This window comes from Ruegeria sp. AO1 (assembly GCF_056535985.1).
This window is the reverse complement of record NZ_JBQFJC010000002.1, coordinates 181,238-205,469: the sequence shown is the minus strand read 5'-3', so window position 1 is coordinate 205,469 and position 24,232 is coordinate 181,238. Positions and strand designations below refer to the sequence as shown.

26 protein-coding genes are annotated in these 24,232 nt (G+C 56.0%); 21 read left to right on the top strand and 5 right to left on the bottom strand.

Translation table 11 applies throughout. The features are described from left to right. The first annotated feature begins 81 nt into the window (after positions 1-81). From ACR3FB_RS19160 to ACR3FB_RS19105, 12 genes are all read left to right on the top strand, one after another. On the top strand, positions 82-1,038 hold the full coding sequence (locus ACR3FB_RS19160; RefSeq protein WP_480566442.1) for an AAA family ATPase: 957 nt from the start codon (positions 82-84) through the stop codon (positions 1,036-1,038). Positions 1,039-1,061: 23 nt separating this feature from the next. Beyond that, a complete protein-coding gene (locus ACR3FB_RS19155; RefSeq protein WP_480566440.1) occupies positions 1,062-1,940 on the top strand; it encodes a DUF58 domain-containing protein in 879 nt (292 codons plus the stop codon). Further along, positions 1,937-2,308 carry a hypothetical protein gene (locus tag ACR3FB_RS19150; RefSeq protein WP_480566439.1) on the top strand — a complete coding sequence of 124 codons (372 nt, stop codon included), beginning with the start codon at positions 1,937-1,939 and terminating at the stop codon, positions 2,306-2,308. The genes ACR3FB_RS19155 and ACR3FB_RS19150 overlap by 4 nt, the downstream gene beginning before the upstream one ends. Then, positions 2,286-3,263 carry a VWA domain-containing protein gene (locus ACR3FB_RS19145; protein WP_480566437.1) on the top strand — a complete coding sequence of 326 codons (978 nt, stop codon included), beginning with the start codon at positions 2,286-2,288 and terminating at the stop codon, positions 3,261-3,263. Before ACR3FB_RS19150 ends, ACR3FB_RS19145 begins: the two co-directional genes overlap by 23 nt. Next, positions 3,260-4,159 carry a VWA domain-containing protein gene (locus ACR3FB_RS19140; protein ID WP_480566435.1) on the top strand — a complete coding sequence of 300 codons (900 nt, stop codon included), beginning with the start codon at positions 3,260-3,262 and terminating at the stop codon, positions 4,157-4,159. The genes ACR3FB_RS19145 and ACR3FB_RS19140 overlap by 4 nt, the downstream gene beginning before the upstream one ends. Further along, positions 4,156-4,830, top strand: coding sequence for a hypothetical protein (locus ACR3FB_RS19135; RefSeq protein ID WP_480566433.1), 675 nt, complete (start codon positions 4,156-4,158; stop codon positions 4,828-4,830). The genes ACR3FB_RS19140 and ACR3FB_RS19135 overlap by 4 nt, the downstream gene beginning before the upstream one ends. Beyond that, positions 4,827-6,008, top strand: coding sequence for a hypothetical protein (locus ACR3FB_RS19130; protein WP_480566431.1), 1,182 nt, complete (start codon positions 4,827-4,829; stop codon positions 6,006-6,008). Before ACR3FB_RS19135 ends, ACR3FB_RS19130 begins: the two co-directional genes overlap by 4 nt. 110 nt (positions 6,009-6,118) lie before the next feature. After that, positions 6,119-6,838 (top strand): response regulator, encoded by a 720-nt coding sequence (locus tag ACR3FB_RS19125; RefSeq protein WP_480566429.1) that lies wholly within the window; start codon positions 6,119-6,121, stop codon positions 6,836-6,838. A 9-nt stretch (positions 6,839-6,847) separates the two neighbouring features. Beyond that, a complete protein-coding gene (locus ACR3FB_RS19120) occupies positions 6,848-8,005 on the top strand; it encodes an FIST N-terminal domain-containing protein (protein WP_480566427.1) in 1,158 nt (385 codons plus the stop codon). A gap of 2 nt (positions 8,006-8,007) precedes the next feature. After that, positions 8,008-10,263: a PAS domain-containing hybrid sensor histidine kinase/response regulator gene (locus ACR3FB_RS19115; RefSeq protein WP_480566425.1), complete on the top strand. Its 2,256-nt coding sequence runs from the start codon at positions 8,008-8,010 to the stop codon at positions 10,261-10,263. A gap of 45 nt (positions 10,264-10,308) precedes the next feature. Next, positions 10,309-10,983, top strand: a complete 675-nt coding sequence (locus tag ACR3FB_RS19110) for a hypothetical protein (protein ID WP_480566423.1) — start codon at positions 10,309-10,311, stop codon at positions 10,981-10,983. Between the two features lie 32 nt (positions 10,984-11,015). Continuing rightward, positions 11,016-11,366: a hypothetical protein gene (locus ACR3FB_RS19105; protein WP_480566801.1), complete on the top strand. Its 351-nt coding sequence runs from the start codon at positions 11,016-11,018 to the stop codon at positions 11,364-11,366. Positions 11,367-11,386: 20 nt separating this feature from the next. On the opposite strand, the gene ACR3FB_RS19100 is transcribed toward ACR3FB_RS19105, so the two are convergent. Then, positions 11,387-12,199 carry a quinoprotein dehydrogenase-associated SoxYZ-like carrier gene (locus ACR3FB_RS19100; RefSeq protein WP_480566422.1) on the bottom strand — a complete coding sequence of 271 codons (813 nt, stop codon included), beginning with the start codon at positions 12,197-12,199 and terminating at the stop codon, positions 11,387-11,389. Positions 12,200-12,321: 122 nt separating this feature from the next. Between ACR3FB_RS19100 and ACR3FB_RS19095 the strand changes: the two genes are divergently transcribed. Further along, positions 12,322-13,353 (top strand): quinoprotein relay system zinc metallohydrolase 2, encoded by a 1,032-nt coding sequence (locus ACR3FB_RS19095; protein ID WP_480566420.1) that lies wholly within the window; start codon positions 12,322-12,324, stop codon positions 13,351-13,353. A gap of 68 nt (positions 13,354-13,421) precedes the next feature. Here the strand turns inward: ACR3FB_RS19095 and ACR3FB_RS19090 are convergent, their stop codons facing one another. Further along, complete coding sequence (locus ACR3FB_RS19090; protein ID WP_480566418.1) at positions 13,422-14,036, bottom strand: hypothetical protein; 615 nt, start codon at positions 14,034-14,036, stop codon at positions 13,422-13,424. 164 nt (positions 14,037-14,200) lie between these two features. Between ACR3FB_RS19090 and ACR3FB_RS19085 the strand changes: the two genes are divergently transcribed. From ACR3FB_RS19085 to ACR3FB_RS19055, 7 genes are all read left to right on the top strand, one after another. After that, positions 14,201-15,313: an S-(hydroxymethyl)glutathione dehydrogenase/class III alcohol dehydrogenase gene (locus ACR3FB_RS19085; protein ID WP_480566416.1), complete on the top strand. Its 1,113-nt coding sequence runs from the start codon at positions 14,201-14,203 to the stop codon at positions 15,311-15,313. A gap of 1 nt (position 15,314) precedes the next feature. Next, positions 15,315-16,145, top strand: coding sequence for an S-formylglutathione hydrolase (fghA, locus tag ACR3FB_RS19080; RefSeq protein WP_480566414.1), 831 nt, complete (start codon positions 15,315-15,317; stop codon positions 16,143-16,145). A gap of 25 nt (positions 16,146-16,170) precedes the next feature. After that, positions 16,171-16,560: a c-type cytochrome gene (locus tag ACR3FB_RS19075; protein ID WP_480566931.1), complete on the top strand. Its 390-nt coding sequence runs from the start codon at positions 16,171-16,173 to the stop codon at positions 16,558-16,560. 132 nt (positions 16,561-16,692) lie between these two features. Continuing rightward, the gene (xoxF5, locus tag ACR3FB_RS19070) at positions 16,693-18,495 is read left to right on the top strand and encodes a lanthanide-dependent methanol dehydrogenase XoxF5 (RefSeq protein WP_480566412.1); all 1,803 of its coding nucleotides are present in this window, start codon (positions 16,693-16,695) and stop codon (positions 18,493-18,495) included. Positions 18,496-18,565: 70 nt separating this feature from the next. Continuing rightward, positions 18,566-19,069, top strand: coding sequence for a c-type cytochrome, methanol metabolism-related (locus ACR3FB_RS19065; protein WP_480566410.1), 504 nt, complete (start codon positions 18,566-18,568; stop codon positions 19,067-19,069). Further along, positions 19,053-19,895, top strand: a complete 843-nt coding sequence (locus ACR3FB_RS19060; RefSeq protein ID WP_480566408.1) for a substrate-binding domain-containing protein — start codon at positions 19,053-19,055, stop codon at positions 19,893-19,895. Before ACR3FB_RS19065 ends, ACR3FB_RS19060 begins: the two co-directional genes overlap by 17 nt. Continuing rightward, positions 19,892-20,446, top strand: a complete 555-nt coding sequence (locus tag ACR3FB_RS19055; protein WP_480566406.1) for a PQQ-dependent catabolism-associated CXXCW motif protein — start codon at positions 19,892-19,894, stop codon at positions 20,444-20,446. Before ACR3FB_RS19060 ends, ACR3FB_RS19055 begins: the two co-directional genes overlap by 4 nt. A gap of 1 nt (position 20,447) precedes the next feature. Here the strand turns inward: ACR3FB_RS19055 and ACR3FB_RS19050 are convergent, their stop codons facing one another. From ACR3FB_RS19050 to ACR3FB_RS19040, 3 genes are read right to left on the bottom strand one after another with little or no spacing between them, the layout of a single operon-like run. Then, on the bottom strand, positions 20,448-21,266 hold the full coding sequence (locus ACR3FB_RS19050; protein ID WP_480566404.1) for a quinoprotein dehydrogenase-associated SoxYZ-like carrier: 819 nt from the start codon (positions 21,264-21,266) through the stop codon (positions 20,448-20,450). Beyond that, positions 21,263-22,228: a YncE family protein gene (locus ACR3FB_RS19045; protein ID WP_480566402.1), complete on the bottom strand. Its 966-nt coding sequence runs from the start codon at positions 22,226-22,228 to the stop codon at positions 21,263-21,265. The genes ACR3FB_RS19050 and ACR3FB_RS19045 overlap by 4 nt, the downstream gene beginning before the upstream one ends. Then, positions 22,194-22,733: an SRPBCC family protein gene (locus ACR3FB_RS19040; RefSeq protein ID WP_480566400.1), complete on the bottom strand. Its 540-nt coding sequence runs from the start codon at positions 22,731-22,733 to the stop codon at positions 22,194-22,196. Before ACR3FB_RS19040 ends, ACR3FB_RS19045 begins: the two co-directional genes overlap by 35 nt. A gap of 305 nt (positions 22,734-23,038) precedes the next feature. On the opposite strand from ACR3FB_RS19040, the gene ACR3FB_RS19035 reads away from it, so the two are divergent. Beyond that, a complete protein-coding gene (locus tag ACR3FB_RS19035) occupies positions 23,039-24,226 on the top strand; it encodes an ABC transporter substrate-binding protein (protein ID WP_480566398.1) in 1,188 nt (395 codons plus the stop codon). Positions 24,227-24,232: the final 6 nt, after the last annotated feature.

Genomic DNA, 24,232 nt, shown 5'->3' with positions numbered 1-24,232 from the left:
CCATCTGGTGTATTTTGCCGAACGGATGCTGCGGGTAGCCTGACCTCAGGTATTGGGCCCTTCGGGTCTAAGGGAGGACGTATGGACATAAGGCCTGAAGACCCGCCGCGCGCGATTGTGGGATTATCGAGATATTTGTCGCAAGGGCTTGTCGGGCACGAGCATCTCGTGGAGTCACTACTGATTGCATTGCTGGAAGGTGGGCATCTTCTTGTCGAAGGCCCGCCGGGGCTGGCAAAAACGCGCGCGGTTAAATGGTTGTCGAACGCTGTCGAGGGTAGTTTTGCCCGAATTCAGTGCACCCCGGATTTGATGCCTTCCGACGTGACAGGCACGCCTGTGTATCAGCCGCAGGAAGGGCGTTTTAAATTTGTTCCGGGGCCTGTGTTTCACACAATGGTCCTGGTCGATGAGATCAACCGTGCGCCACCGAAGGTGCAGTCCGCCTTGCTGGAATCCATGGCAGAGCATCAGGTTACGGTTGGCAATGAAACGCACGCCCTACCGGACCCGTTTCTGGTCATTGCCACCCAGAACCCTATTGAACACGATGGAACTTTCCCTCTTCCCGAGGCACAGCTGGACAGGTTTCTGCTACATGTTGTGCTGGCTCTTCCAGATCTGGAAACCGAGCGTCAGATCCTTGATCTGGTCATTGCTGAAACACAAGATGGTCCACCGGAAGTTCAGAAGATGACGATCGCGGAATTGCAGTCCGCGCGTGCCGAAGCGCAAGCAGTGCATGTGGCGCCTGAATTGCGGGACTACATTGTGCGCCTCGTGACCGCGACCCGTGAAGGCCCGTTTGCCGGGTATATCGAGCACGCAGTATCACCCCGTGGTTCGCTTGCCTTGGCTTCGGCGTCGCGCGCACGCGCTTACCTGCGCGGTCGCGACTACGCCTTGCCCGAGGATGTGGCTGCCGTTGCGCCCGATGCGCTGGCCCATCGCATGGTGCTGACATGGAGCGCCATTGCGGATGGCAAAAAGCCACGCGAAGTGGTGGCGGACATTCTGAATGTGGTCGAGCCGCTGTGACCGGTGTGCTGGCTCATACGGGCGTGAGCCTGACAACAGACGACTTGATCGCCTTGCGACATGTCGCTTTGACTGAACATGAGAACCCGGACCTGGCGGCGTTGCCGGGTGGTTTCCTGACCCGAAAGCGCGGGCAGGGTATCGAGGTTGCAGACGTGCGCGAGTATGTGGCGGGGGATGACATTCGTCATCTGGACCGCGGCACAACGGCCCGCACCGGGCGCCTCCATATCCGCCAATTTCAAGAGGAGCAGGATCGTGTCGCCTTGTTGGTCGCCGATTTTCGCGCGCCAATGTTTTGGGGGCTGAAACGGGCATTTCTCTCGGTTGCTGCAGCCGAAGTTCTGACCTTGATGGGATGGCAAATGGTCGAAAGCGGCGGGCGGGTCGGGCTGCTCGCGCTCACCTCCGACATACCCGTCATCGTACCTCTGCGCGGAAAGACGCGTGGTATGCTGGATGTGATCGGTGGTCTGGTTCAAGCCCATGCGCAAAGTCTGAATGCCTTGCAGCGGGGTGAAGATGTGGGGTGGACACTGAAACAGGCGCTTACCGGTGTTGAACGCCTGACACCCAGACGGTCCGAGATCGTTATCGCGTCCGGCTTTGATCAGCAGGGGGATGGGTTCTCTGACCTTCTGGACCGACTTGATCATCGCCGAAGCGTACGCCTGGTCCTTGTGACGGAAAGCAAAACGCACGAGATGCCAAGCGGCTGGTATCCGATCCGTCTGTCCGATGGGCAGCAAAAGCGTGTCTATCTAGGCAAGGCAGCGCCTGAAGATTCGATACTCTATCAAAACGTTGCCGCACACACAGCGCTTGTGGTGAACGCCAGCGACCCTGTCGAACAAACCTCTCGCCGTATTTCGTCGAGTTTTTTAGCAAGATACGTGTCATGAACGAGACCGCCCTCTCAGAGGCCACAATGGTGGCCAGCTTGCGAGACATCCATTTGCCCGCTGAGGCCGCGGGTGGAGCGTTTGCAGAATGTGCCGTGGTCTTTGGGATTGCGGCGTTAGCGTCAGTAGGCTGCGTTGCCATCCTGCGGTTCCTGAGTATTCAAACCAGTGCAAACCAGTCGTTGAATCCGAACGATGAATTCGTAGATCAACAGTCTTGGACTGCAGACCGGCGAAAGGTGGCGCTTTTGCACAAACTGCGTGCTCAGAATCCAACACGTTATGCAGAACTGACGGGGGAGCTTTACCGACCCGGCGTGGGGCCTGATCTGGAGACCTTGCAAGATGAGGTTGGGGCTCGTGTTTGAACTTGCTGATCCCTGGGTCTTGCTTCTGTTGCCGCTGCCACTAGCAATTGTTCGTCTGATCAAAACACGGCCATTTTTTGAACGCGGGTTTCCGGTTCCTGAGCGCATTGGCGGGATGCTATTGGCGGTCAGTCCTGAGGCCAAAGCAGCGAACCGGCGCTTGGCAGATCGCTTCACCTTGTGGGGCATTTGGGCGCTGACTATCCTTGCCTTGTCCGGCCCGCGTGAGTTGCAACCCGTCAGCGCGCTGAAAGTTTCTGGTCGAGACCTTGCGATTGTTCTGGATCTGTCGGGTTCAATGGTGCGCGATGATTTTCATCTCGATGGTCGTCAAATCACCCGGTTGGAAGCGGTGACAAGCGTTGGCGCTGAGTTTGCCCGACGCCGTGCGGGTGATCGGGTGGCATTGATCGTTTTCGGGTCCGAGGCCTATTTCGCAACGCCGTTCACGTTTGATACGGAGGCTGTTGCGCAACGAATTGAGCAAGCCACGATAGGTATCTCGGGTCGTGCAACCAATATTTCCGACGGCCTTGGCCTCGCGTTGAAGCGGCTCGCTGATAGTCAGGCAGCCTCGCGCGTTGTGATCCTATTGTCGGATGGCGTGAACAATGCGGGGGCCACGAACCCCCGTGGTGTGGCGGAACTGGCCGTTGAACTGGGGGTGCGGGTTCACACGATTGCGCTGGGCCCCAAAGACCTGCAAAGCGCTGAGATTGGCGAACGCGGTGTGGTCGATGCCGCCACGTTGCGCGCCATTGCCGAGGTGTCGGGAGGTGAGGCCTTTCGCGTCAAAACCACCGATGATCTGATCGAGGTGACTCAAGCGTTGGATCGGTTGGAAGCGACTGATAGCGCTGGTCTCACGGCCGAAGTTTACAAATCCTATTGGACATGGCCAGCTGCACTGGCCGCTGCGCTTGCTTTCATGGCGGCGTGGAGGCAGGCGGAATGACTGAGTTGGATGTTACCTTGCTCAGGCCGTTTTGGGGGCTTTCCGTGCTCTTCCTTTGCGCAGTCGGCTGGTGGTTGGTATCCCGCACCGGGGGGTTTGGCGCATGGGACAAGGTGACTGACCCTCAGCTTATGAAAGCGATGGTGGCGATCGGCAGGATTGAAAGTGGTTCCTTCCCAATCACACCAATCGCCCTATTGCTGACCAGCGGCACCATTGCAATCGCGCTGGCTGGCCCGGCGATCGAGCGCCGTGACGCGCAAACCTATCGCAACTTGGACGGAGTGTTGTTCCTTGTTGATGCATCGGACAGTGTGGCGGATAACAACCGCTGGCCACAAATGCTCAGCATGGGGCGCTTTGGCATCAGTGCACTTGGGTCTCGACCCGGCGGCATCGTTGTGTTTGCGGGCGATGCTTATGTCGCAACGGATATGACGACGGATCACCGCCAATTGGGACAAACCCTATCTCTCATCAATAGTGAGACCGTTCCAGATAAAGGGTCTCGTCCGGAACGGGCGCTGGCATTGGCGCTTCAGCGGATCGAAGAAGCAGGGATTTTGGCCGGGGACGTTGTAATCTTCTCGGATGGCGACGGTTTGGGCACTCCCTCACTGCAACAGGTCGCATCCCTTGTATCGCGCGGGGCTCGTGTGTCTTTGGTGTCGTTAAACTCTCCGACGGCGCAAATGCAAACCCATGTCGGTGTTGGCGGTGGTGCAGTCTTTACACTGGATCAGACAGATGATTTTGCCGTTTGGTTGGCGGATGATGCTGCGACTCGGTTGGAACGTGCTGACTATCCGGTGTTGTTCTGGCACGATCTTGGGCGGTATCTGTTAGTTTTTCCATTGTTCCCCCTGTTGCTACTGTTTTGGAGGGAACGCACATGAGGTGGCTTGCGTTAGCGGGCGCTGCGTGCATTGCGTTTGCCATTGCGGTTGGCGGTGCCGCTCCCTTTGGGCGCGTGGCCTTGGCTTTGGGGCTGTATCCTTTGGCGGCAAACCTGTTTTCCGACACGAATTGGCGCGGTGTCGCATTATACCGTTCCGAGAACTTCGACGATGCGGCCGAAATGTTTAGGAGTGCCGGCAACCAGTACAATCTGGGCAACGCAGAGGCGCGAGGTGGAAGACTGGCCGCCGGACTTGAGGCCTATGATCAGGCCATTGCCAAAGGCAATCCAGATGCCCAAGCCAATTTCGACGTTCTGGCCGCCTACTATGCGGGGCAGCAGATCGATCCGGATGCTTTGGGCCTTTTTCCAGAACGTAGGTCTGGTCCCAAAGCAGATAGCTTCGTAGCCCGAGGCAATGCCCGTGCGGCGGGAACGGGTAGTGAGGTCACAAACTCAAACACAATGCTGGGACTGGCACAACTGGACAGCCGCGGGCGGCTGGGTGTGCGGCGCATCTTTGATGACAAGTTCATGGTCGCCGACCAACGTTGGCTCAATCAACTCTCTGATGTTCCCGGAGAGTTCATGGCAGCCCGGATCGCGCAGGAACATAAGCGCAGGGTCAAGCTGGGTTTGTCCCCGCCGGAACCGGAGTCCCCAGAATGAGGTGGTTGATCTTACTTCTCATCTTTCTTCCTGTTCCGGCGCTTGCACAATCCAAGACCGTGCTGCCTTCTGAGGCGTCTATAGAGGTAACCATCAACGATGAGACAACTGTGCCTTTCACCCGAGAGATGGTGCTTTTGACCATCCGCGGTGTTTATCGTCGGCACATCACGCGCGAAGAATTGATCCAACCCGACTTCGAAGGGTTCAGTTGGGCGCAGCTGGGTCCTGACAGCTGGTCAGAGGAGCGGATCGATGGCCGGAAATACAAAGTCTTCACGAGGCGCATGGCGATTTATCCTGTTGAAGCGGGCGAGCTTTCGATTGGACCGTTCGTTCACAGATTGACCCTGACCGACGAAAGTGACGACTGGTTCGAACATGACATTCAATCAGAACCGCTTACTATTCCGGTGGCCGAGGCCCCTGCGACAAAGGACTGGTGGTTTCCGGTCCGCAAACTACAAATCACGGACCAGTGGTCGAATGCCCCGGATCAACTTGCGCTCGGTGAAGGTGTATTGCGCGTTATCCGACTTGAAGCACTGGGGGCGACACCCGAGATGATTCCGCCAATGCCTGAACTTACCTCGCCTTCGGCCCTGATCTTCGCACATCCGGAAAAACGTCTTGTCGAACTGACCCCCGAGGGGCCGGTCACCTATGCTTTCTGGCGCTGGACCATTCGCCCGTCGAATGACATATCAGGCATCGTCGAGCCGTTGCGCTTCAGCTATTTCGACACTTTCTCACGCGAAGCCCGAGAGGTTACGATCTCTCCCCAACGCATTGCTTACGGCACGACTACGCCACAAGAATCCTTCGACAAAACGCACACATCAGCGCTCCCTGCAACTTTACCGGGCTGGCCGGTTTTTGCGGTCGCCATCGTTATCTTTCTTGCTGGTCTGGCCTTTGGCCTCTCTGGCCACCGAGTGGCAGCTTCACGCGCCCTGCAACGTTTTGCGGTTTTTGATCCCCTGGTTCGCGAATTACGGCGCAGTGCGAAGGCTGGCCGTGTGGATAGCTTTCGCCAAGCTGCTGCCGCGATTTTGCGCCGGGACGGGGCTTCGTCGCGACGTCTGCAGCAATTGCAGGACTTTGACCGACAGGTTTTCGACCCAAACGCAGTGAGCCCGGATTTGAAGGAGTTTTCCCGACGGTTTCTGCAGCACTAGACCGCCGGAGGCATCAAGCTTTTGTTATCAATGATATCTTTCGCTTTCATCTTGACGAAACAGTTGAACTGATCCCGAAATGATGTACTTTTCCTCTCGGAGGAGAAACAATGCATACTATGGGATGCCCTGAGCCGGTGGACCAAGTATCCAGCGTGTTGGTCGTGGACGATCATCCGTTGTTCAGTGATGCTTTGGCTGCGGCCTTGCAACTGAGTTTCGAAAAGTGCCGGATCGAAAAAGCCAGCACACTCAAGCAAACACTTGAGATACTTGGCGGCGGCTTCAAGCCTGACTTGATCATGTTCGACCTCAAGCTGCCAGATGTCACCGGTATTTCGGGGTTCCAACAATTGCGGCAGCGCTACCCAAAAGCACCGGTTTTGGTGATCTCCTCGCTGGCCTCTGCCGAGCTTGTTCGATCGCTTCTGGACTACGGCGCCATGGGGTTCTTGCCTAAGGACACGCCTGCGCAAACGCTGAAACTTGCAGTGCAGCAGATTGTGTCCGGCCGAATTTATGTGCCACCCGAATACAGCCGTGTCGAAGAGACGAAGCCGCCGGAAAGCGCTGTTTACCAGTCCAGCCCCGAGTTGTCTTCGCTGACGCCGCAGCAGGTCAAAATCCTTAAACTGATTTGCGTCGGCCAATCCAACAAACAGATCGCTTATGAGCTGTCGCTGGCCGAGGCCACGGTCAAGGCGCATATCACGGCCTTGTTGCGTCGTCTCGGGGTGCGAAATCGAACCCAGGCCGCAATTTTGGTCGACTCGGTTGTCGCCCGGCAGTCGCGACATGAGCCGGAGGTCAAATCCTTCCTTCAACACTAAGGGGCGCATATGCGGGATCTGGAGCACGGACCGAATTTCATCGCCATAGGCCGTTCGGTTGCCTTGGATCCGACAGAAGCTGTTGACGAAGCCTGTGCGGAAATTGATTGCGACCTTTCGTGCTTCGTTTTGGCTTTCATTCCCAGCAAATTCGATCCCTCAGAGATCTCGCGTTTTCTTAACCAGAAATTGGCGGGTGTTCCTGTGTTCGGCTGCACGACCGCCGGGCAGATAACGCGATCGGGGTATGAATCGGACGCGCTATTGTTGCTGGCTTTTCCGAAGTCGAATTTTCGCTGCTCGTCCATCCTGTTTGAACGGATTAGGCCGCTGGATTCGACCGAGATCGCAGTGACAGCGCAGCGGCAGGCCGAACGGTTCCGCCATACGGCGGGGTGGAACAGGCTGGCTTTGGTTTTCTCTGATGGTTTGTCCAAGCAAGAGGATTTGCTGGTCTCGACTCTGGAAACCGTTTTGGACGGGTTGCCGATATTCGGTGGCTCTGCCGGGGATGGCCTTCAGTATGAAGAGACGTTTGTGTTTCATGGTGGCAAGGCCCACAGTAATGCAGCCGTTCTGTTGCTGATTGAGACAAACCTTGGTTTTCAGGGCATAGGGTTCGACCATTTCCTACCGATCGGGTCAGAAATCATTATCACCGACGCCGACCCCGAAGAGCGTGTAGTATATGAGATCAACGGTGCTCCTGCAGCGCAGGAATATGCGCGGCTGGTCGGCTGCGCGGAAGAGGATCTGTCACCGCTGGTTTTTGCTGAGAACCCACTGCTTTTGCGGCAAAACCTCAACTACTACGTCCGCGCCATTCGCGAACCGATGGAGGGAGGTTCTTTGTCCTTTCTGGCGGCGATTGATGACGGCCTGATTATGACTTTAGGGCGCGGGAAGGAAATCATCGAAACTCTCAAGGCTGGGCTGGATGTGCGTGACACCACTGGAACGGCACCTGATTTCATCCTTGGGTTCGACTGTATTCTACGCAAACTTGAGATAGAACAAAAACAGCTGAGCAGTCAGGTTTCTGACGTTTTGCAATCCCACCGTGTCGTTGGCTTCAACACCTATGGAGAACAGCAATCTGGTGTGCATATGAACCAGACCTTCGTCGGAGTCGCCTTCTTTGAACCTGAGAAGCGGGACCTGAGCTGAACATGCTAAATCCGGACGATCCGCTAGAGATACAGGTCTCGAAACAAGCCAAGATCATTGATGCATTGATGCGGCGGGCCAATCGTCAAAAGGATGTGGGCCCGTCCGCATTCCTGGCGTTTCAATCGGCCATCGAGTTGCAGCAACAGGTGATGGAACAAAGCCGCGATCTGGAACGGGCCACCACCGAGCTTGAAAGCGCCAGATACGAACGCGAACAAACCCGCAAGAGCCTAGTAAAAGCGCTGTCTTCCATGGAAGAGGGGTTCGCGTTGTTCACCGATGGTGAGTTGAACCTTTGCAACGAACTTTTTCAGGCAATTTTCCCAGATATGTCCAATTTGATCGGGCCCGGTCTGACACTTGGACAGTTCTTTCTGAAGGTGCAAAGCAGCCCCGAATTCGTGTCCTCCGACAATGGTATCTCGAACATGTTGGATACACTGGAGCGCAATTGTCACACTGGCATGGTGTCAAGCGACGTGATCGAACTGCTCGGTGATCGCTGGTATCAGTTGAGTGCGCAATATACGTCCCCTCAGAACGTGGTCATTCTTCTGACAGACATCACTACGGTCGTGCGCCGGAACCGCGATGAGAAAGAAACCCTGATCGACCGACAGGAAGACTACCTGAAAGCGGTTTTCCAAAACATGAGCTCGGGCGTATGCACCTTTTCGTCAAAGTCCCAAATCATGATGCACAACGCGCGGTTTCGGGAGATCCTGAACCTGCCGCATTCTCTTTTACAGGGAAACGTGCCTGTGAAAACACTTCTGGATCTGATGCGGGCACGCGGGCTGATCAAGGCTGATGATGAACGCAGGATCGGCAGGTGGCAGCACGAACTGAAAAGCCGGGGCTGGTTGCGTAAACGAGTGCGCGACGGGTCGGACCGCGTGCTGGACATTCAAGTCAACCAACTACCGGATGGTGGGTTTCTGGTCGAATTGAAGGATGTAACGCTTGAGGCTCGCGCGACCGAGACGCTTGAAAACCGCGTTATGGAGCGTACGGCCGAATTGACCCACGCCAACGCCAAGCTGGTTCAGGAATACGAAGAAAAAGCGCGCGTGGAAGAGGCCCTGCGGATCGCGAAAGAACGCGCTGAGGCTGCGGTGTCTTCCAAGACACGGTTCCTTGCCGCGGCCAGCCACGATTTGCTTCAGCCGATCAATGCCGCGAAGTTGATGATCTCGACCCTGTTGGAAATCACGCGCGAGACCGAATTTCACGAGATGATGGAGCGTCTGGACGGCGCATTCGGTTCTGCAGAGCAGTTGCTACATTCGTTGCTGGATATCTCGCGACTGGAAACTGCTGATCCGGATACCGTCTCACCTACGGATGTCAGCCTTGCTTCGATGGTTGCCGGGATACAGGGCGACCAAACGTTGGTCGCTGAGAACAAGAATGTCCGGCTTGATGTTGTCCCTTGTTCGGAAATCGTAAACTCGGACCCGGTCTATCTATTGCGTTCGGTCCAGAATCTGGTGGTGAATGCCATCCAGTATACCGAGCCTGGAGGCCGGGTTCTGGTTGGCTGTCGCAGGCGTGGCGACAAGGTCATTTTGCAGGTGTGGGACACTGGTATCGGAATTGCGCGCAAGGATCAGGAACGCGTTTTCGAAGAATTCACAAGGGCCGACAACGTACCACTGGGTTCGGGTATGGGATTGGGATTGTCTGTGGTGGACCGCGCCTGCCGGCTTTTGGGGCACAAGCTTTCATTGCGGTCTAAACCCGGCATAGGGTCCGTATTTAGCATCGAAATGGACAGGGTCGCGGCGGCGCAAAGCCCGGTTGAACCTCTGGACCTGTTGGCTAACACAAGCGATGTACCGCTGGACTTCATAGTCCTGGTCATCGAAAACGACCGCGATGTTCTGTTCGGCACAACACAATGGCTGGAACAGAATGGTGCAAGTGTGCTTCCTGCACACTCACCGCGGGAAGCGTTGCAATACATCAAAGACATCGGAATGCCGCCAGACATTATTTTGGCTGATTATCAACTGGATGACGGTGAAACTGGTGTAAACGCAATTGGCCAAATCCGAGAGATGACACAGACTCAGGTTCCGGCGATTCTGATCACAGCTGATCGAAGAGAAGCCTTGCGTCAGGACGGGTTGCGACAAGAGATCTCGGTCATGACGAAACCTGTCAAACTTCCGCGCCTTAGGTCTTTGATTATCTGGAAAATCAAGCGTGCAAATAGTGTTCAAATATTGGACACCGACAAAAGTCGGCGGTGACATGGGGCGATTTGCCCATACTCTCACTTTTGGGAGGACGAAACTATGAGATTGTTTCTGTGCGGGCTGGCTCTTTCGCTTATAACTGTGTCTCCAGCATCTGCTGCTCCGATAGAGTCCAAACAAGCCTATGATTTGCTTTTCCAGAACGGCGTATTGGACACAGTCGCTCGTGACAAAGAACTGGTTTATCAGCGCACGGTGACAAACCGGCTTCGACCCGACACCGCGGAACGAGATACCGGCGATATCGCGCTCAGCTTCAGGGACGACGGGTCTGAAATGGCACATCTGGAGTTTCGTCAGGACGAAAAGCACCGCGCGATGGGGGTTTTCCCAGCCAATGTCGGGAATCCGATGATCATGGTGTTTTATGAAAGCGCTATCCGGGATATGGCCGAGTCCGCTGGCGGCAGCCCATTCTATATCCGAAACCGCGTCAAAGATGCGTTAGTTCAACCTGCCGAGATTATCGAGGCTGAGGCAGTGGTGGATGGCAAAATCGTCCCAGTGCAGACCATCCATATGCGGCCCTTTGCCGAAGACCCTAACCGAGACAGGATGCAGGGCTTCGGAGATCTAGTTCTCAGTGTCACAGTGTCAGACGAGGTTCCCGGATGGTATCTGAGCCTTGTGGCAGAAGCTGTGCCAAAAGACGGTGGCGAGGCGGTCTACAGGTCCGAAATGCAGTTTGAAGGTGTGCAGGAGGGTCGCAAATGAAAACGCCTAGTTGGGCATGGGAAGCGGGTCGGATGACCGTTACAGGCGCTATCATTGCTTGTCTTGTTGCGCCGGTTTCCGCCTCAGCACAAAGCGTCGCGGACCGGCTGAACGACTATCCGACCGCTGCGCGTGCGGACTACGTGTTTGCCTGCATGGTAACCAACGGCCAAACGCGCGAGATGCTGGACCGGTGTTCGTGCTCAATCGATTTGATCGCTTCAATCTTGCCCTATAAGAGGTATGAACAGGCAGAAACCGTCTTGTCGATGCGCCGGGTTGGCGGTGAGCGTATGTCGTTCTTTAAAAGCGCAGTTCTGGCCGAAAATATGGTTGCCGAACTGCGCCGGGCGCAGGCCGAAGCCGAAGTTGTCTGTTTCTGAGACGAACGCGGAACCGTCCGTTAGCTAGCGGCTGCCTTGGGCAGGTCTTTCTCGAATGTATTGCCTTCGGTATCCGTTGCCTTGACGGTCAGCATTGTCGTGCCGTTGTCGTTATAGGCAAAGCGGAACGCAGGATTTTCCGAGATCGAAATGCCACCGTCCATGGTGAATAACAGCTCGTCCCCCTGCCAAACCTCGATATGGTCGATGAAATGCGCAGGGATAAACAACTGCGTGATCTGATCGCGCTGCAGGCCGGAATAGTTCGGGTGCCGGATCATGATCTGAGCTTCGCGGCGCGGCGTTGAAATCTGTGCCTCTTGCCCAAAGCTGCGCAGTTTCATCTTGCCCATCGAGGCCAAGGCGACCTCGGGGTCTTTGCTGGCCGGAGCTGAACAGCCGCCCGAGGCTTTGACAAAGCGACCAGTCATGTGAAGCCCGTCAGATGTTTCCGCAATCACTCGGACATTTGAGTATTGGTTCACGCGGACTCGCATTTCGAAATCCAACTCGCCCATGGCCGGTGAAAAGGTAAATACACCGGCGATTGGTGCGGGGTTTTCGTCGATCACCACTGTGGCGGCAGAGATTTTAGCGGTGGGATCAAGTTGCTTCAAAACGATAGGCACCGTTGCGGCGTCATGCGCCCGATAAGGTGCATCCAGCGAAAGCAGCGTGTCCGCGCTGCCAATCTGGGCATCACCAACAACATCATATTGCAGGTCCTGCCAAGTTTCGCTGTCAACCAGCGGATTTTTGACGGACTGCTCGGCCCATGCGGACGCGCAAAGCGCCAGTGAAAGGATCGCTGCGGGTGCTAGTGCTTTGGCCATGATGTCTCCTCCGGCATCCGGTGCTGCATTATATGCCATAAAACACCAGAAAAATACATGCCGACGAAAGGTGGTGTGGCTCTGTCACCGATTTGTGCCCATGTTCGGGGCGGAGGGGCGTCATGTTTGAAGCCGTAATTTTGCTATGTGTGCAGGCCGCAATTGAACCCTGCAGAGAGCAGCTTTTGCCGGGCTACGAGGCTGAATTGCAGGCCGATTGCGAACGGATGTTAGAGATGTCTCCGCCACCGCGCACTGATGGGCACAGCGGAGAGCCGTACTGCCAACTTATTGGTCAAACACTGGATTTTGTGGAAGCCGCGCCTGGTCTCTTTGTGCATCGTGGACTGATTGAAGAACCTACCGCTGACAATCAGGGTGACGTTTCGAATATCGGATTTGTCATCGGTCAAGATAGTGTCGCGGTGATCGATACCGGTACGGCTCCGTGGATGGGTGAGGCCATCTGGCGCGCCATTCGGGCAGAGACGGATAAACCCGTCAGTCACGTCATTTTGACTCACATGCACCCCGATCACACACTCGGGACAGGTCCCTTGACCCTTTCGGGTGCGAAGACTGTCGGCCACGCGGGGTTGGAGCGCGCCTTGCTGGACCGTCTTGGGAACTACATCGCGAGCCTGAGCGCCGCCATCGGCCCCGAAGCCTATGTTGGTGTCGAGCCAATCGCCGTCGACATCGCGGTCGAATCCGCGCAAGAGATTGATCTGGGCGGTCGCAAACTGGTCTTACGAGCCTGGCCCCGGGCCCACACTGGGAATGACCTGACGGTCGTGGATGTAGACTCGGGTGTTATGTTCACCGGCGATCTGGTGTTTCACCGGCATACTCCGGCAATGGATGGCGCGTTGATCGGTTGGCAACGTGTTCTGAAAAAGATGACTGGGCTTGATGTGACCCAGATCGTCCCCGGCCATGGTGGCCCGATCCTTGCGTGGCCGGAGGGGTCCGAAGATATGCTGCGCTATCTGGATGTGCTGGAAACCGACACCCGCGCGGCGATTGAAACGGGTCTGCGATTGGGCGATGCGGTCGAAACAATCGCCCAAAGTGAATCAGAACAATGGGAACTTTTTGACGCCTATAATCCACGTAACGCAACGGTTGCGTTTACCGAACTTGAATGGGAGTAGTTTTGCTAGCCGTTTCAACGATCCGGGTTGATAGTAACCTATGGAAGGGGCAAATCCGCGCTGGAAGCTTATCCCTGATCTGACGTTAACTGTTGCAGCATTTGCGAGATTGCAAAAAGGCGACGTTCGATGATCTGCGGGGTTTCGCACAAGTAGGTGATCGAGCGCTGACGATCCGTGTAGATCAACTGGTCCCAATCCAGCTGCTCTTCAAGGGCGTCAACGCGGTCAAAATCCGGCGGGTCTGCGGACAAGGCCTGCTCCATTTCGACACGGGCCAGATCAATCTTTTCAGCCATTTCGATTTGGTTTAGAGAAAACTCACCGATCCCCGTGATGATGCGCTTGCGTCGTTTGGACAATGTGTCGAAGACGCGCTGAAACACCAATCCGAGAACATCCGCATCCCCGTTGTAGCGCGCTGCGAATTCTGCGACCTCGGGCTGCAACTCTTCCAGTTCGATCCGGCGAAGGGCCAACAATCCGGCGATTTCTTCGATATCGGCATTGTTTTCAGTTGATTTACCCTCGGCGACTTGATGCGGCCACATCAGACCGAGCGATAAATCCTCGACCTTGCGTTGAACACACGGCCAGGTCGGATCGGAAAAATCTGCGGTAAGGCCGGGACCAGCCATGCCAATCCAGGCCAGCACCACAACGAATAGCTTGCCGTTCGACATCACAGTTCTCCTCTACGCAGATACTATGCATGAAATCTGCGCCTTAAGTCCATTCAACCCAATACACACCATTGTCTTAATTGTTTGAACAAGGTGCTGGCCCTCATACTCATACCAAATTGCCGGTCCGAGAATGATTCCGGCGCAAGGGAGGACATTCAGAAATGAGAACACGCGCGGCGGTTGCTGTGGCGGCAGGTCAACCTCTTGAAATCATGGAGGTTGACCTAGATGGCCCGAAAGCAGGCGAAGTCCTGATTGAGGTCAAGGCGACTGGTCTATGTCATACCGATGAATTCACTCGATCGGGCGATGACCCCGAAGGGATTTTTCCGGCAATTCTGGGCCATGAGGGTGCCGGGGTTGTTCTGGAGGTCGGCGAAGGCGTGACCAGCCTTGAGGTCGGCGATCATGTGATACCGTTGTACACACCCGAATGCCGCGAGTGCGAATACTGCCTGAACCCAAAGACGAACCTGTGTCAGAAAGTGCGCGCAACTCAAGGGGCAGGTCTGTTGCCGGATGGTACGACCCGGTTCAGCATGTTGGATGGTACACCTATCCATCATTATATGGGCTGTTCGACTTTCGCTAATCACACTGTGGTGCCCGAGATCGCCTTGGCAAAAGTGCGCAAGGACGCACCGTTCGACAAGATTTGCTACATCGGCTGTGGAGTCACCACAGGCATCGGGGCTGTCATCAACACAGCCAAGGTCGAGATCGGTTCTCGCGGCGTTGTGTTTGGTCTCGGTGGGATCGGCCTGAATGTGATCCAAGGTCTTCGCATGGCTGGCGCGGATCAAATCGTCGGTGTCGACCTTAACGATGGCAAGGCTGAGATGGCGACGCACTTTGGAATGACAGATTTCGTGAACCCCTCGAAAGTCGGCGGCGATCTTGTGGCTCATCTGGTCGAGCTGACCGGTGGAGGCGCAGACTACACCTTTGACGCCACTGGCAACGTGGGCGTAATGCGCACCGCTTTGGAATGCGCACACAAAGGGTGGGGTGAAAGCATCATCATCGGCGTAGCACCCGCCGGTGCAGAGATTTCGACCCGTCCGTTCCAACTGGTCACCGGCCGATCCTGGCGCGGTACTGCGTTTGGCGGTGCCAAGGGCCGGACAGACGTTCCGAAGATCGTTGATTGGTACATGGACGGCAAGATCGAGATTGATCCCATGATCACGCATAGGCTGACGCTGGATCAGATCAACCACGGCTTTGACCTGATGCACGAGGGTAAATCGATCCGTGCGGTAGTGGAGTACTGACATGGATCTAAAGGTCATCTCACAAAACCGCAGTTTCGGAGGGGAGCAGACAGTATACTCCCACCCGTCCGATACCTGCGCTTGTGAGATGACCTTTGCCATCTATCTGCCGCCTAAAGCTAAAGCCGGGCCGGTGCCGGTGCTGTGGTATCTGTCTGGCCTGACCTGCACCCACGAAAACGCGATGACCAAAGGTGGATTCCAAGAGGCGGCTGCGGATTATGGTGTCGCGGTTGTGTTCCCTGATACCTCTCCGCGTGGTGACAATGTCGCCGATGACGACGCTTATGATCTGGGTCAGGGGGCCGGGTTCTACGTGAACGCCACCCGCGATCCGTGGCGGTCGCATTTCAGGATGTATGACTACATCGTGGACGAGCTGCGCGACATTGTTCTCAAGAACTTCCCGGTTCAGGATCGTCACGGGATCACGGGTCATTCCATGGGCGGCCACGGGGCGATTACGATCGCGATCCGGAACGCCGACAAATTCGGATCGCTTTCCGCATTTGCACCGATAGCGCACCCGACACGGTCGGATTGGGGTCGCAAACAACTCAGCAGCTATCTGGGCGACGACGAAAACACTTGGGTCGCGCATGACGCCACCCTGCTGCTGGAAGAACACGGCTGGAAGGGTGATCTTCTTATCGATCAGGGAGCGGATGATCAGTTTCTTGATCTGCTCAAACCCGAAGCTTTGGCCAATATGATGGCCAAACGCCGTCAGCCCGGACAAATCAGAATTCAGCAAGGGTATGACCATTCGTACTTCTTCGTTAACAGCTTTGCGCGTGACCATGTCGAATGGCACGCGGAGCGTCTCAGCTAATGAAAACAGCAAGGAAAGAATGATAGTGTTCAGAACGGTATTCGCAGCAACCTGCCTTATGCTTGCACCCGCTTTCGCAAGTGCCGAAGGCGATCCAGAGGCGGGCGAGAAGGTGTTCCGCAAGTGCAAGGCTTGCCACGCCGTGGGTGAGGGTGCTGAAAACAAGGTGGGGCCTATGCTGAACGGTATCGTTGGCCGTCAGGCCGCAACCGTTGAAGGGTTTGGTTATTCGCCAGTGCTGGTTTCGCTGTCGGAAGAAGGGTTGGTCTGGACACCCGAAGAACTGGACGCGTTTCTGACCAAACCGCGCGACTACGCAAAAGGGATCAAGATGACCTTTGCCGGGCTGCGCAAAGAGGACGACCGCACCAATATCATCGCATATCTTGCGACCTTTGAGGACCCCGGGTCGTAAGAAATCGTATTGCTCGCCCGTCTAAGTGACTGGAAAAGGACCAGTCTGGGCGCGCATTAACAGACACCGCAATCCGACCTGGGTGAGGTGTTGCAATGCAGCGAGATCGCTGCACGAAAGGGAGGAGATTGAATGAAGAATCTATCGCTTTGGACCTCCGGGATCGCCATTGCGCTGGCCACTGCGGCTTATGCCAATGACGACCTGATTGCCCAGATGGAGAACTCAAAACAATGGGCGATCCAGACGGGTGACTACAAAAATCAGCGCTATTCCGAACTAGATCAGATCAACGCAGACAACGTTGGTGATCTGCAGGTGGCGTGGACCTTCTCGACCGGCGTTCTGCGCGGGCACGAGGGCTCTCCGCTGGTGATTGGCGACATGATGTATGTCCACACGCCGTTCCCGAACATTGTCTATGCTCTGGATCTGGCGAATGACGGCAAAATCGTCTGGAAGTATGAACCCAAACAGGACCCGGACGTGATTCCGGTGATGTGCTGTGACACCGTGAACCGCGGTGTGGCCTATGCGGATGGCAAAATCTTCCTGCATCAGGCAGACACCAAGGTTGTGGCGCTCGACGCCAAGTCTGGTGACGTTGTTTGGGAAGTTCAAAATGGTGACCCCGCGATTGGTGAAACCAACACGGCCACCGTGCTGCCCATCAAAGACAAAGTCATTGTCGGCATCTCGGGCGGTGAGTTCGGTGTGCGCGGGTCGGTGACGGCCTACGATATGAACTCGGGCGAACAAGTGTGGCGGGCCTATTCCATGGGGCCGGATTCTGACATTCTTGTCGATCCTGAAAAGACCACGCATCTTGGTACACCAGTTGGCGCAGACTCGGGCACAAATACCTGGGAAGGCGATCAGTGGAAGATCGGTGGCGGCACCACATGGGGCTGGTATTCTGCCGATCTGGACGAGAACCTGATGTACTATGGCACGGGTAACCCGTCGACCTGGAACCCGGCACAGCGCCCAGGCGACAACCGCTGGTCCATGACTATCATGGCTCGCGACATCGACACTGGTGTGGCCAGATGGTTCTACCAGATGACGCCGCATGACGAATGGGACTATGACGGCATCAATGAAATGATCCTGACGGAACAAGAGATTGATGGCACCGAGCGTAAGCTCCTGACCCATTTCGACCGCAATGGTCTTGGATACACTATGGACCGTGTCACAGGTGAATTGCTGGTGGCTGAAAAATTCGACCCGGTTGTGAACTGGACAACAGGCGTCGACATGGACCCCAACAGCGAAACCTATGGTCGTCCGGCCGTGGTCGCCCAGTATTCGACGGAACAGAACGGCGAGGATGTAAACTCGACGGGTATTTGTCCGGCTGCTCTGGGCACCAAAGACCAACAGCCTGCAGCCTATTCACCGAAGACCCAGCTGATGTACGTGCCGACCAACCACGTCTGCATGGACTATGAGCCGTTCCGCGTGTCGTACACCGCCGGTCAGCCCTATGTGGGTGCGACGCTGGCGATGTATCCGGCACCTGACAGCCATGGTGGTATGGGTAACTTCATCGCGTGGGACAACACTGATGGAAGCATTAAGTGGTCGCTTCCTGAGCAGTTCTCGGTCTGGTCTGGCGCTCTGGCAACCGCGGGTGACGTAGTCTTCTACGGCACGCTCGAAGGCTATCTGAAGGCCGTTCATGCGGAAACCGGTGAGGAACTGTACAAGTTCAAAACACCATCCGGCATCATAGGCAACGTGATGACCTATGAGCAGGGTGGCAAGCAGTACATCGGCATCCTGTCGGGTGTGGGTGGCTGGGCCGGTATTGGTCTGGCGGCTGGTTTGACCAACCCGAATGACGGTCTGGGTGCTGTTGGCGGCTATGCCGCGCTCAGCGACTATACCGCGCTGGGCGGTCAGCTGACTGTGTTCGCACTACCGAACTAAGCCAAAGTTCTGACCGGCGCGGCCCAGACGGACTGCGCCGGTCTTTCACTTGAAAAGAAACGAGCTTTCCATGAACCACTCTGTACGTCTTCTGGCATCTGTTCTTGTGTCCTGCCTTCCTGTTGCCGCTTTGGCTGACAATCTGGCGGTCTCGTATTCCGAGGATGGGCGGTACTTCACCGAAGACGATATCCCCACTTTCAACGTGGCCGAGGATGGAACTGTAGACTGGATGACTTTTTCAGGGTTCCGCCGTTACCATGCGGAGTGCCACGTCTGTCATGGTCCGGATGGCGAAGGCTCAACCTATGCGCCAGCTTTGAAAGAGTCTGCGCTGGACATGGATTACTACGACTTTGTCGACGTTGTTACAAACGGCCGCCAGGTGGTGAATGCGGCAGAAAACTCGGTGATGCCAGGATTTGGCGACAACCCGAATGTGATGTGCTTTTTGGATGATATCTATGTATATCTGAAAGCCCATGGATCGGGTGCAATCCCACGTGGTCGCCCGCCGAAGAAAGAAGCAAAATCTGAAGTGATCCGCGAAGATGAAAATGCGTGTATGGGCTAAGGCCTTCCTTGTTTTGACAGCAATTGGCGTCTGTCTGGGACAGACACAGCCGGTAAATGCGCAAACTTCAGATCTGGTATCAAACACAGCCTTTCGCGTTTGCGCGGATCCTGCCAACTACCCCATGTCGTCCGAGGATGGATCAGGGTACGAAAATCAACTTGCTGAGCTAGTCGCGGCAAAGCTGGAATTGCCGGTGCAATACGTGTGGTTCCCTCAGGCGACTGGCTTTATTCGCAATACACTGGCCGCCAAGCGATGTGACGTGGTGATTGGCTACGCGCAAGGGCACGAGTTAGTGCAAAATACCAACCACTACTATACGTCCTCCTATGCGTTGATCGTACCGGAAGACAGCGATCTGGTTCAGGTTGAGATGTTGAACGATCCTGCGCTCAAGGGGCGAAAGATCGGGATTGTGGCGGGTACTCCTCCGGCTGCGCATATGGCGCGAAACGGGTTGATAGGTCAGGCCAAACCATACAACTTGTTCGTCGATCGCCGCGTTGAAAGTCCCGCCATTGATATGCTGGATGACCTGCAATCGGGCGAGATTGATGCGGCCATCCTTTGGGGTCCTCTGGGCGGACCGCTGGTCAAAGCGGACTACCCCGGTTTCAAGGTAATCCCGTTGGTGAAAGAAGAGCTGCCTCCGCGTCTGTACTATCGCATTACAATGGGCGTTCGACAGGGCGAGAAAGTATGGCAGCGGCAACTCAATTCTCTGATCCGACGTAATCAGGATGAGATCAACGCCGTACTGGCGCAGGCCGGCGTTCCGCTTGTGAATGATCTGGGGACCGAGGTTCTGGACCTGTCGCAATGACGCGCGTGTTCGTGGCACTTGCGCTGTTCTCAACTGCAGCGATTGCGCAGACTGTTCCCGAGCCCAGTGACTACCGCATGGATCACTACCGCGCGCCGGTGCCGGATCAGATTACCGGCGGCGCAACTATCGGCCCGGAAGAGGCGCATACTTTGTGGCAGGAACAAAGCGCCGCGTTTATCGATGTCTTGCCCCAGCCACCCAAGCCAGCCAATCTGCCCGAGGGTACGATTTGGCGAGACAAACCACGTGACAGTATACCCGGAACAATCTGGTTGCCCAATGTTGGCTACGGAGCAATCGCAGATGTCACAGCGGATTATTTTCGATCCGGGCTTGAGGCCAGCACTAATGGCGATATCGACAATGGCGTGGTGTTCTTCTGCCTTGAAGACTGTTGGATGAGCTGGAATGCTGCCCGCCGCGCAATCGAATGGGGATACACCAACGTCTACTGGTTCCCCGAAGGCACAGACGGCTGGGCTTTGTGGGGGTATCCACTGGAACGGGTCGAGCCGTTTCCGGGTCAGCCAGTTACGGGCGGCGGCTAATCTAAAAGCCCGCCAGTTTCTTGTGCAGATGGCTAACTGTGCCATCGGTATCCGTCATCGTCACATCAACCGCTTGCGCCCGGCTTGGTACCGAGATGCCGACCCTTGGATTTTCAGAAAGCGAGATCGACCCGGTCATCTGCACGTAACCCGCTCCGTCAAGATCTACATCTACGGTTTCCACAAAGCGCATCGGTATGAACAGCAGAGAAATCTGATCCATCTGCATTCCCGAATGCGACGGATGCTCTATGTTCAAATCCATCTTGTTGGCTCGATCTGCACCCAGATTGGACAGACGGGTCAACGTATCAAGTGCCGGGACGCGACCGACTAGTTCGGCCTCCATCGTTCCCAGATTCTCCAATGCCAGTTTAGGGTCAGCTCCGGGTGGTGCAGCGCATGCCCCAAGGCCGGATGTTTTTACAAAGGTTTCCGACACCCAAAGGCGTCCATCCGTGGTTTCGGCGATGACGTGCATCGGGGTCGGACCGTTCACGCGCATTGTCACGTCAAAGTAGAAACTCGGCAGCGGTTCTTCCAACTCGAACACAGCAGAAACCGGCATCGGGTTTTCGTCCAATACCAAAGTCACTTTGGCTACATTCGTTCCTTGGGGGGCGATGACTTGCGCCGCCAGTTCGGCTCTTGCGTCATCGGGCGTACGATAGGGTGCATCGATCGCGATCAATGCATCGCCATTCTGCATGGGTCGGTCGCCATAGAGCAGCGCCCGCACATTGTCCCATGACTCGTTCGATGCCCAGGCCGGAGCAGCCAGAATACAGAACAGGGCTGCAACTAGGTGAGAAGCCTTCATCGTCTTCCTCCTTGCAGAAATCTACCAAAGGCACGAGGCCCGTCGCAGGTTTCTATCGTTTCTATCACATTGAGCGCCTTTGGGTCCACGATGCTGACAGTGTTGTCGAACCAGTTAGCGAGGACCACCAGATCCTCGCCGGTCGTTGCGTCGATGCCTTCCGGATATTCTCCGACTTCAATCAGAGCTTCATGCTCCAACGTCTCAAGAGAGATAACGCTGAGTGTATTGGCATATTGGTTCGTGACGAATGCATGACCTTGGGCAAAAGCGATCCCATATGGGCGTTCGCCGACGGGAACCGTGGCGGTGACCGCGCCTATTTCGACATCGATGACACTGACATCATTGCTGCCGACATTGCCGACAAACAGCCGCCCATCAGGGGCAAATCGCAGTCCAAAGGGGCGGGTGCCAACCGTAATTCTATGAAGTGATTGCAGAGTTACAGCATCAAAAACAGATACTTGATCCGCGTCCTTGTCGGCCGATGCCAGAAAGCGACCATTGTCTGAGATTGCGATCCCGGCGGGGGCGGTGCCTGTTGGCAACTCTGTCAAAACCCGCAGGTTTTCTTTGTCCAGCACCCATAGACGGGCGTTGTACCAATCCGACACAAATACGCGTCCGCGTGCCAAGTCGAGCGCGATCCCGATGGGACCACCATCTAGTACAACCCGCGCTAATGTCTCACCCGTTTCAGAAGACAAGCGCTGCACCGTCTTGCTATCCGAGGACACAGTGAACAGTGTTGTATCCGATCCGATAGCAACGCCTGCAGGTTTACCTGGCAGGGGCCAACGGGCCGTTTCCTGCATTTCGGAAAGATCAATCTGGCTGAGTTCCTCACCGTTTTGACAGGTGATGAACGCCGTCTCTGCCAGCGCTGGGCTGGCGGAGATCGTTGCAAGCAACGCGATAAATCGGCTAGCTTGCGGCACCAAAACGCTCGACCAAGGCATCGAGTCCAGCCTGATACACTCCGGTCACGGCAGCGATGGCAGCCTCGTCATTCAATTCGGCTGGCGGGTCGTTATTTGGATACCCGCGATAAAAGGCTCCGCGCCATTCAATGATCGACCCACCCCCGTCGCGCGGTTTGACCGTCAGATGCGACGAATAGTTGGTGACGGGCAAAACCTCAACCGCGACCTGGGTGATCCGGTAGGAATAGCTCATCTTCTCGTCGCTGAACTTGTAGAGAATTTCGTCAATTGTCGGTCCTCCTTCCTGACCGAGTGTCAGCAGCCGGGTCGCGTCAATATCGTTTCCGCCTTTGCCCTCGGTCGAGAACACCGCAGGATGCCATGACATGTCATGGAACTTCCCGACAACCGCCCAAACTTCTTCCGGCGAAGCCGCCACTTCCGTGGTCAACGTGACTTTCTGCCGGGTTGGTCCGTGGGCCCAAACCAGGCTTGGGACTAGTAGTGCAGCGGTTGTCGCGAGAAGCGCGCGTCGATTCATTTCGTATCCTCCCTGACTGCGCGTGGCAGTAGTTGGTCCAGCTTGCCGACACCGTGTTTACCGTCTTTGCCAATAGGCAAACACAACAAAACGGCCGCCCTGATCGACCCTCTGCAAAACGTCAGTTGGCCGCGGGAAACTATAGTAAGATCAACCGCATACGCGCATTCTTATAAAATAAGAATCGAGCTTAATCATGAAGCTGATAGGCTTCGCATGACAACACGGCCAAAAGTATCGGTTCCGTCCCGGCGGCGTTTCGCCCTTGATGATGCAACCAGATCTTTGGGCAACGGGAGGGCATTTTGACCATACGCGTGCTGCCGCTCTTTGCGGCGCTTTTTTGGTGTGTGTCTGCGGTAACTGCTGCGGCGATCGATGTGAAAGCTGCGGTGCTGCGGATTGATTACCCGTCGCTTCTGCCGATCTCGCGATATGACCTGAAACCAGACGATCTGGGCTTTGCAGGTGCAGCGCTCGGCGATGAGGACAACGGCACCACAGGCGGATTTCTGGGACATACCTATGAGACCACTGCAATCGCTGTTCCACCCGAAGAGGCAGACGCCGCGATGGACCAGATCCTTGCCGACGGCATCCGCCTTATCGTTCTTTTGGGCGATGCCTATGAGGTTCTGCGGCTGACGGACAAGGCTGCCGCAGCAGGGGCGCTGGTCTTCAATGTATCAGCACCCGATATCGAATTGCGAGATGCAGACTGCCGGGGCAATCTGCTCCATATCGCGCCGTCCCGCGCGATGAAGGCAGACGCGGTGGCACAGTTTGCGGTCTGGAAGAAATGGGGCGATTGGTTCCTGCTGGCCGGGTCCAACCCCGAGGATGTGAAGCTTGCCGACGCCTATCGCCGCGCGGCCACCAAGTTTGGTGCGAAGATAGCCGAGGATCGGACCTTTGCGGATACCGGAGGCTCTCGCCGGACGGATTCGGGCCATGTTCTGGTTCAGCGCCAATTGCCTCTGGACACACAAGATGTGCGGGACCATGACGTGGTAATCGCCGCAGACGAAACCGACTATTTCGCGCGCTACCTGTCTTACCACCTTTGGACCCCGCGTCCGGTGATGGGCTCTGGCGGCCTGCGTCCAACAACTTTTCATGGCGCGCATGAGGCATGGGGCGCGACCCAATTCCAGACCCGTTTCGAGGAACTGACAGGCCGCTATGCCCGCCCTGAGGATTATAATACTTGGCTGGCCCTGCGTGTGATTGGTGAGGCCGTGACCCGCGCCAGCACGGCAGAGCCGGACGGTGTGCGAGACTATGCCTTGTCAGACGAATTCGAGCTCGCGGCTTTCAAGGGACAGAAAGTGACGTTCCGCGCTTGGAACGGGCAACTGCGCCAGCCGATCCTTCTGCACGATGGCTCGATCACCGTCAGCGTCAGCCCGCAGGAGGGGTTCCTGCATCAGGTCTCACCACTAGATACGATGGGTCTGGATCGGGCGGAATCCAGCTGTCAGGCATTTGAATAACCGGAG

Excerpts from the sequence above, each read along its gene's own strand:
- ACR3FB_RS19160 (WP_480566442.1), top strand. The coding sequence starts at position 82 with ATGGACATAAGGCCTGAAGACCCGCCGCGCGCGATTGTGGGATTATCG.
- ACR3FB_RS19150 (WP_480566439.1), top strand. The coding sequence starts at position 1,937 with ATGAACGAGACCGCCCTCTCAGAGGCCACAATGGTGGCCAGCTTGCGA.
- ACR3FB_RS19145 (WP_480566437.1), top strand. The coding sequence starts at position 2,286 with ATGAGGTTGGGGCTCGTGTTTGAACTTGCTGATCCCTGGGTCTTGCTT.
- ACR3FB_RS19140 (WP_480566435.1), top strand. The coding sequence starts at position 3,260 with ATGACTGAGTTGGATGTTACCTTGCTCAGGCCGTTTTGGGGGCTTTCC.
- ACR3FB_RS19135 (WP_480566433.1), top strand. The coding sequence starts at position 4,156 with ATGAGGTGGCTTGCGTTAGCGGGCGCTGCGTGCATTGCGTTTGCCATT.
- ACR3FB_RS19130 (WP_480566431.1), top strand. The coding sequence starts at position 4,827 with ATGAGGTGGTTGATCTTACTTCTCATCTTTCTTCCTGTTCCGGCGCTT.
- ACR3FB_RS19125 (WP_480566429.1), top strand. The coding sequence starts at position 6,119 with ATGCATACTATGGGATGCCCTGAGCCGGTGGACCAAGTATCCAGCGTG.
- ACR3FB_RS19120 (WP_480566427.1), top strand. The coding sequence starts at position 6,848 with ATGCGGGATCTGGAGCACGGACCGAATTTCATCGCCATAGGCCGTTCG.
- ACR3FB_RS19115 (WP_480566425.1), top strand. The coding sequence starts at position 8,008 with ATGCTAAATCCGGACGATCCGCTAGAGATACAGGTCTCGAAACAAGCC.
- ACR3FB_RS19110 (WP_480566423.1), top strand. The coding sequence starts at position 10,309 with ATGAGATTGTTTCTGTGCGGGCTGGCTCTTTCGCTTATAACTGTGTCT.
- ACR3FB_RS19105 (WP_480566801.1), top strand. The coding sequence starts at position 11,016 with ATGACCGTTACAGGCGCTATCATTGCTTGTCTTGTTGCGCCGGTTTCC.
- ACR3FB_RS19100 (WP_480566422.1), bottom strand. The coding sequence starts at position 12,199 with ATGGCCAAAGCACTAGCACCCGCAGCGATCCTTTCACTGGCGCTTTGC.
- ACR3FB_RS19095 (WP_480566420.1), top strand. The coding sequence starts at position 12,322 with ATGTTTGAAGCCGTAATTTTGCTATGTGTGCAGGCCGCAATTGAACCC.
- ACR3FB_RS19090 (WP_480566418.1), bottom strand. The coding sequence starts at position 14,036 with ATGTCGAACGGCAAGCTATTCGTTGTGGTGCTGGCCTGGATTGGCATG.
- ACR3FB_RS19085 (WP_480566416.1), top strand. The coding sequence starts at position 14,201 with ATGAGAACACGCGCGGCGGTTGCTGTGGCGGCAGGTCAACCTCTTGAA.
- fghA (WP_480566414.1), top strand. The coding sequence starts at position 15,315 with ATGGATCTAAAGGTCATCTCACAAAACCGCAGTTTCGGAGGGGAGCAG.
- xoxF5 (WP_480566412.1), top strand. The coding sequence starts at position 16,693 with ATGAAGAATCTATCGCTTTGGACCTCCGGGATCGCCATTGCGCTGGCC.
- ACR3FB_RS19065 (WP_480566410.1), top strand. The coding sequence starts at position 18,566 with ATGAACCACTCTGTACGTCTTCTGGCATCTGTTCTTGTGTCCTGCCTT.
- ACR3FB_RS19060 (WP_480566408.1), top strand. The coding sequence starts at position 19,053 with ATGCGTGTATGGGCTAAGGCCTTCCTTGTTTTGACAGCAATTGGCGTC.
- ACR3FB_RS19055 (WP_480566406.1), top strand. The coding sequence starts at position 19,892 with ATGACGCGCGTGTTCGTGGCACTTGCGCTGTTCTCAACTGCAGCGATT.
- ACR3FB_RS19050 (WP_480566404.1), bottom strand. The coding sequence starts at position 21,266 with ATGAAGGCTTCTCACCTAGTTGCAGCCCTGTTCTGTATTCTGGCTGCT.
- ACR3FB_RS19045 (WP_480566402.1), bottom strand. The coding sequence starts at position 22,228 with ATGCCTTGGTCGAGCGTTTTGGTGCCGCAAGCTAGCCGATTTATCGCG.
- ACR3FB_RS19040 (WP_480566400.1), bottom strand. The coding sequence starts at position 22,733 with ATGAATCGACGCGCGCTTCTCGCGACAACCGCTGCACTACTAGTCCCA.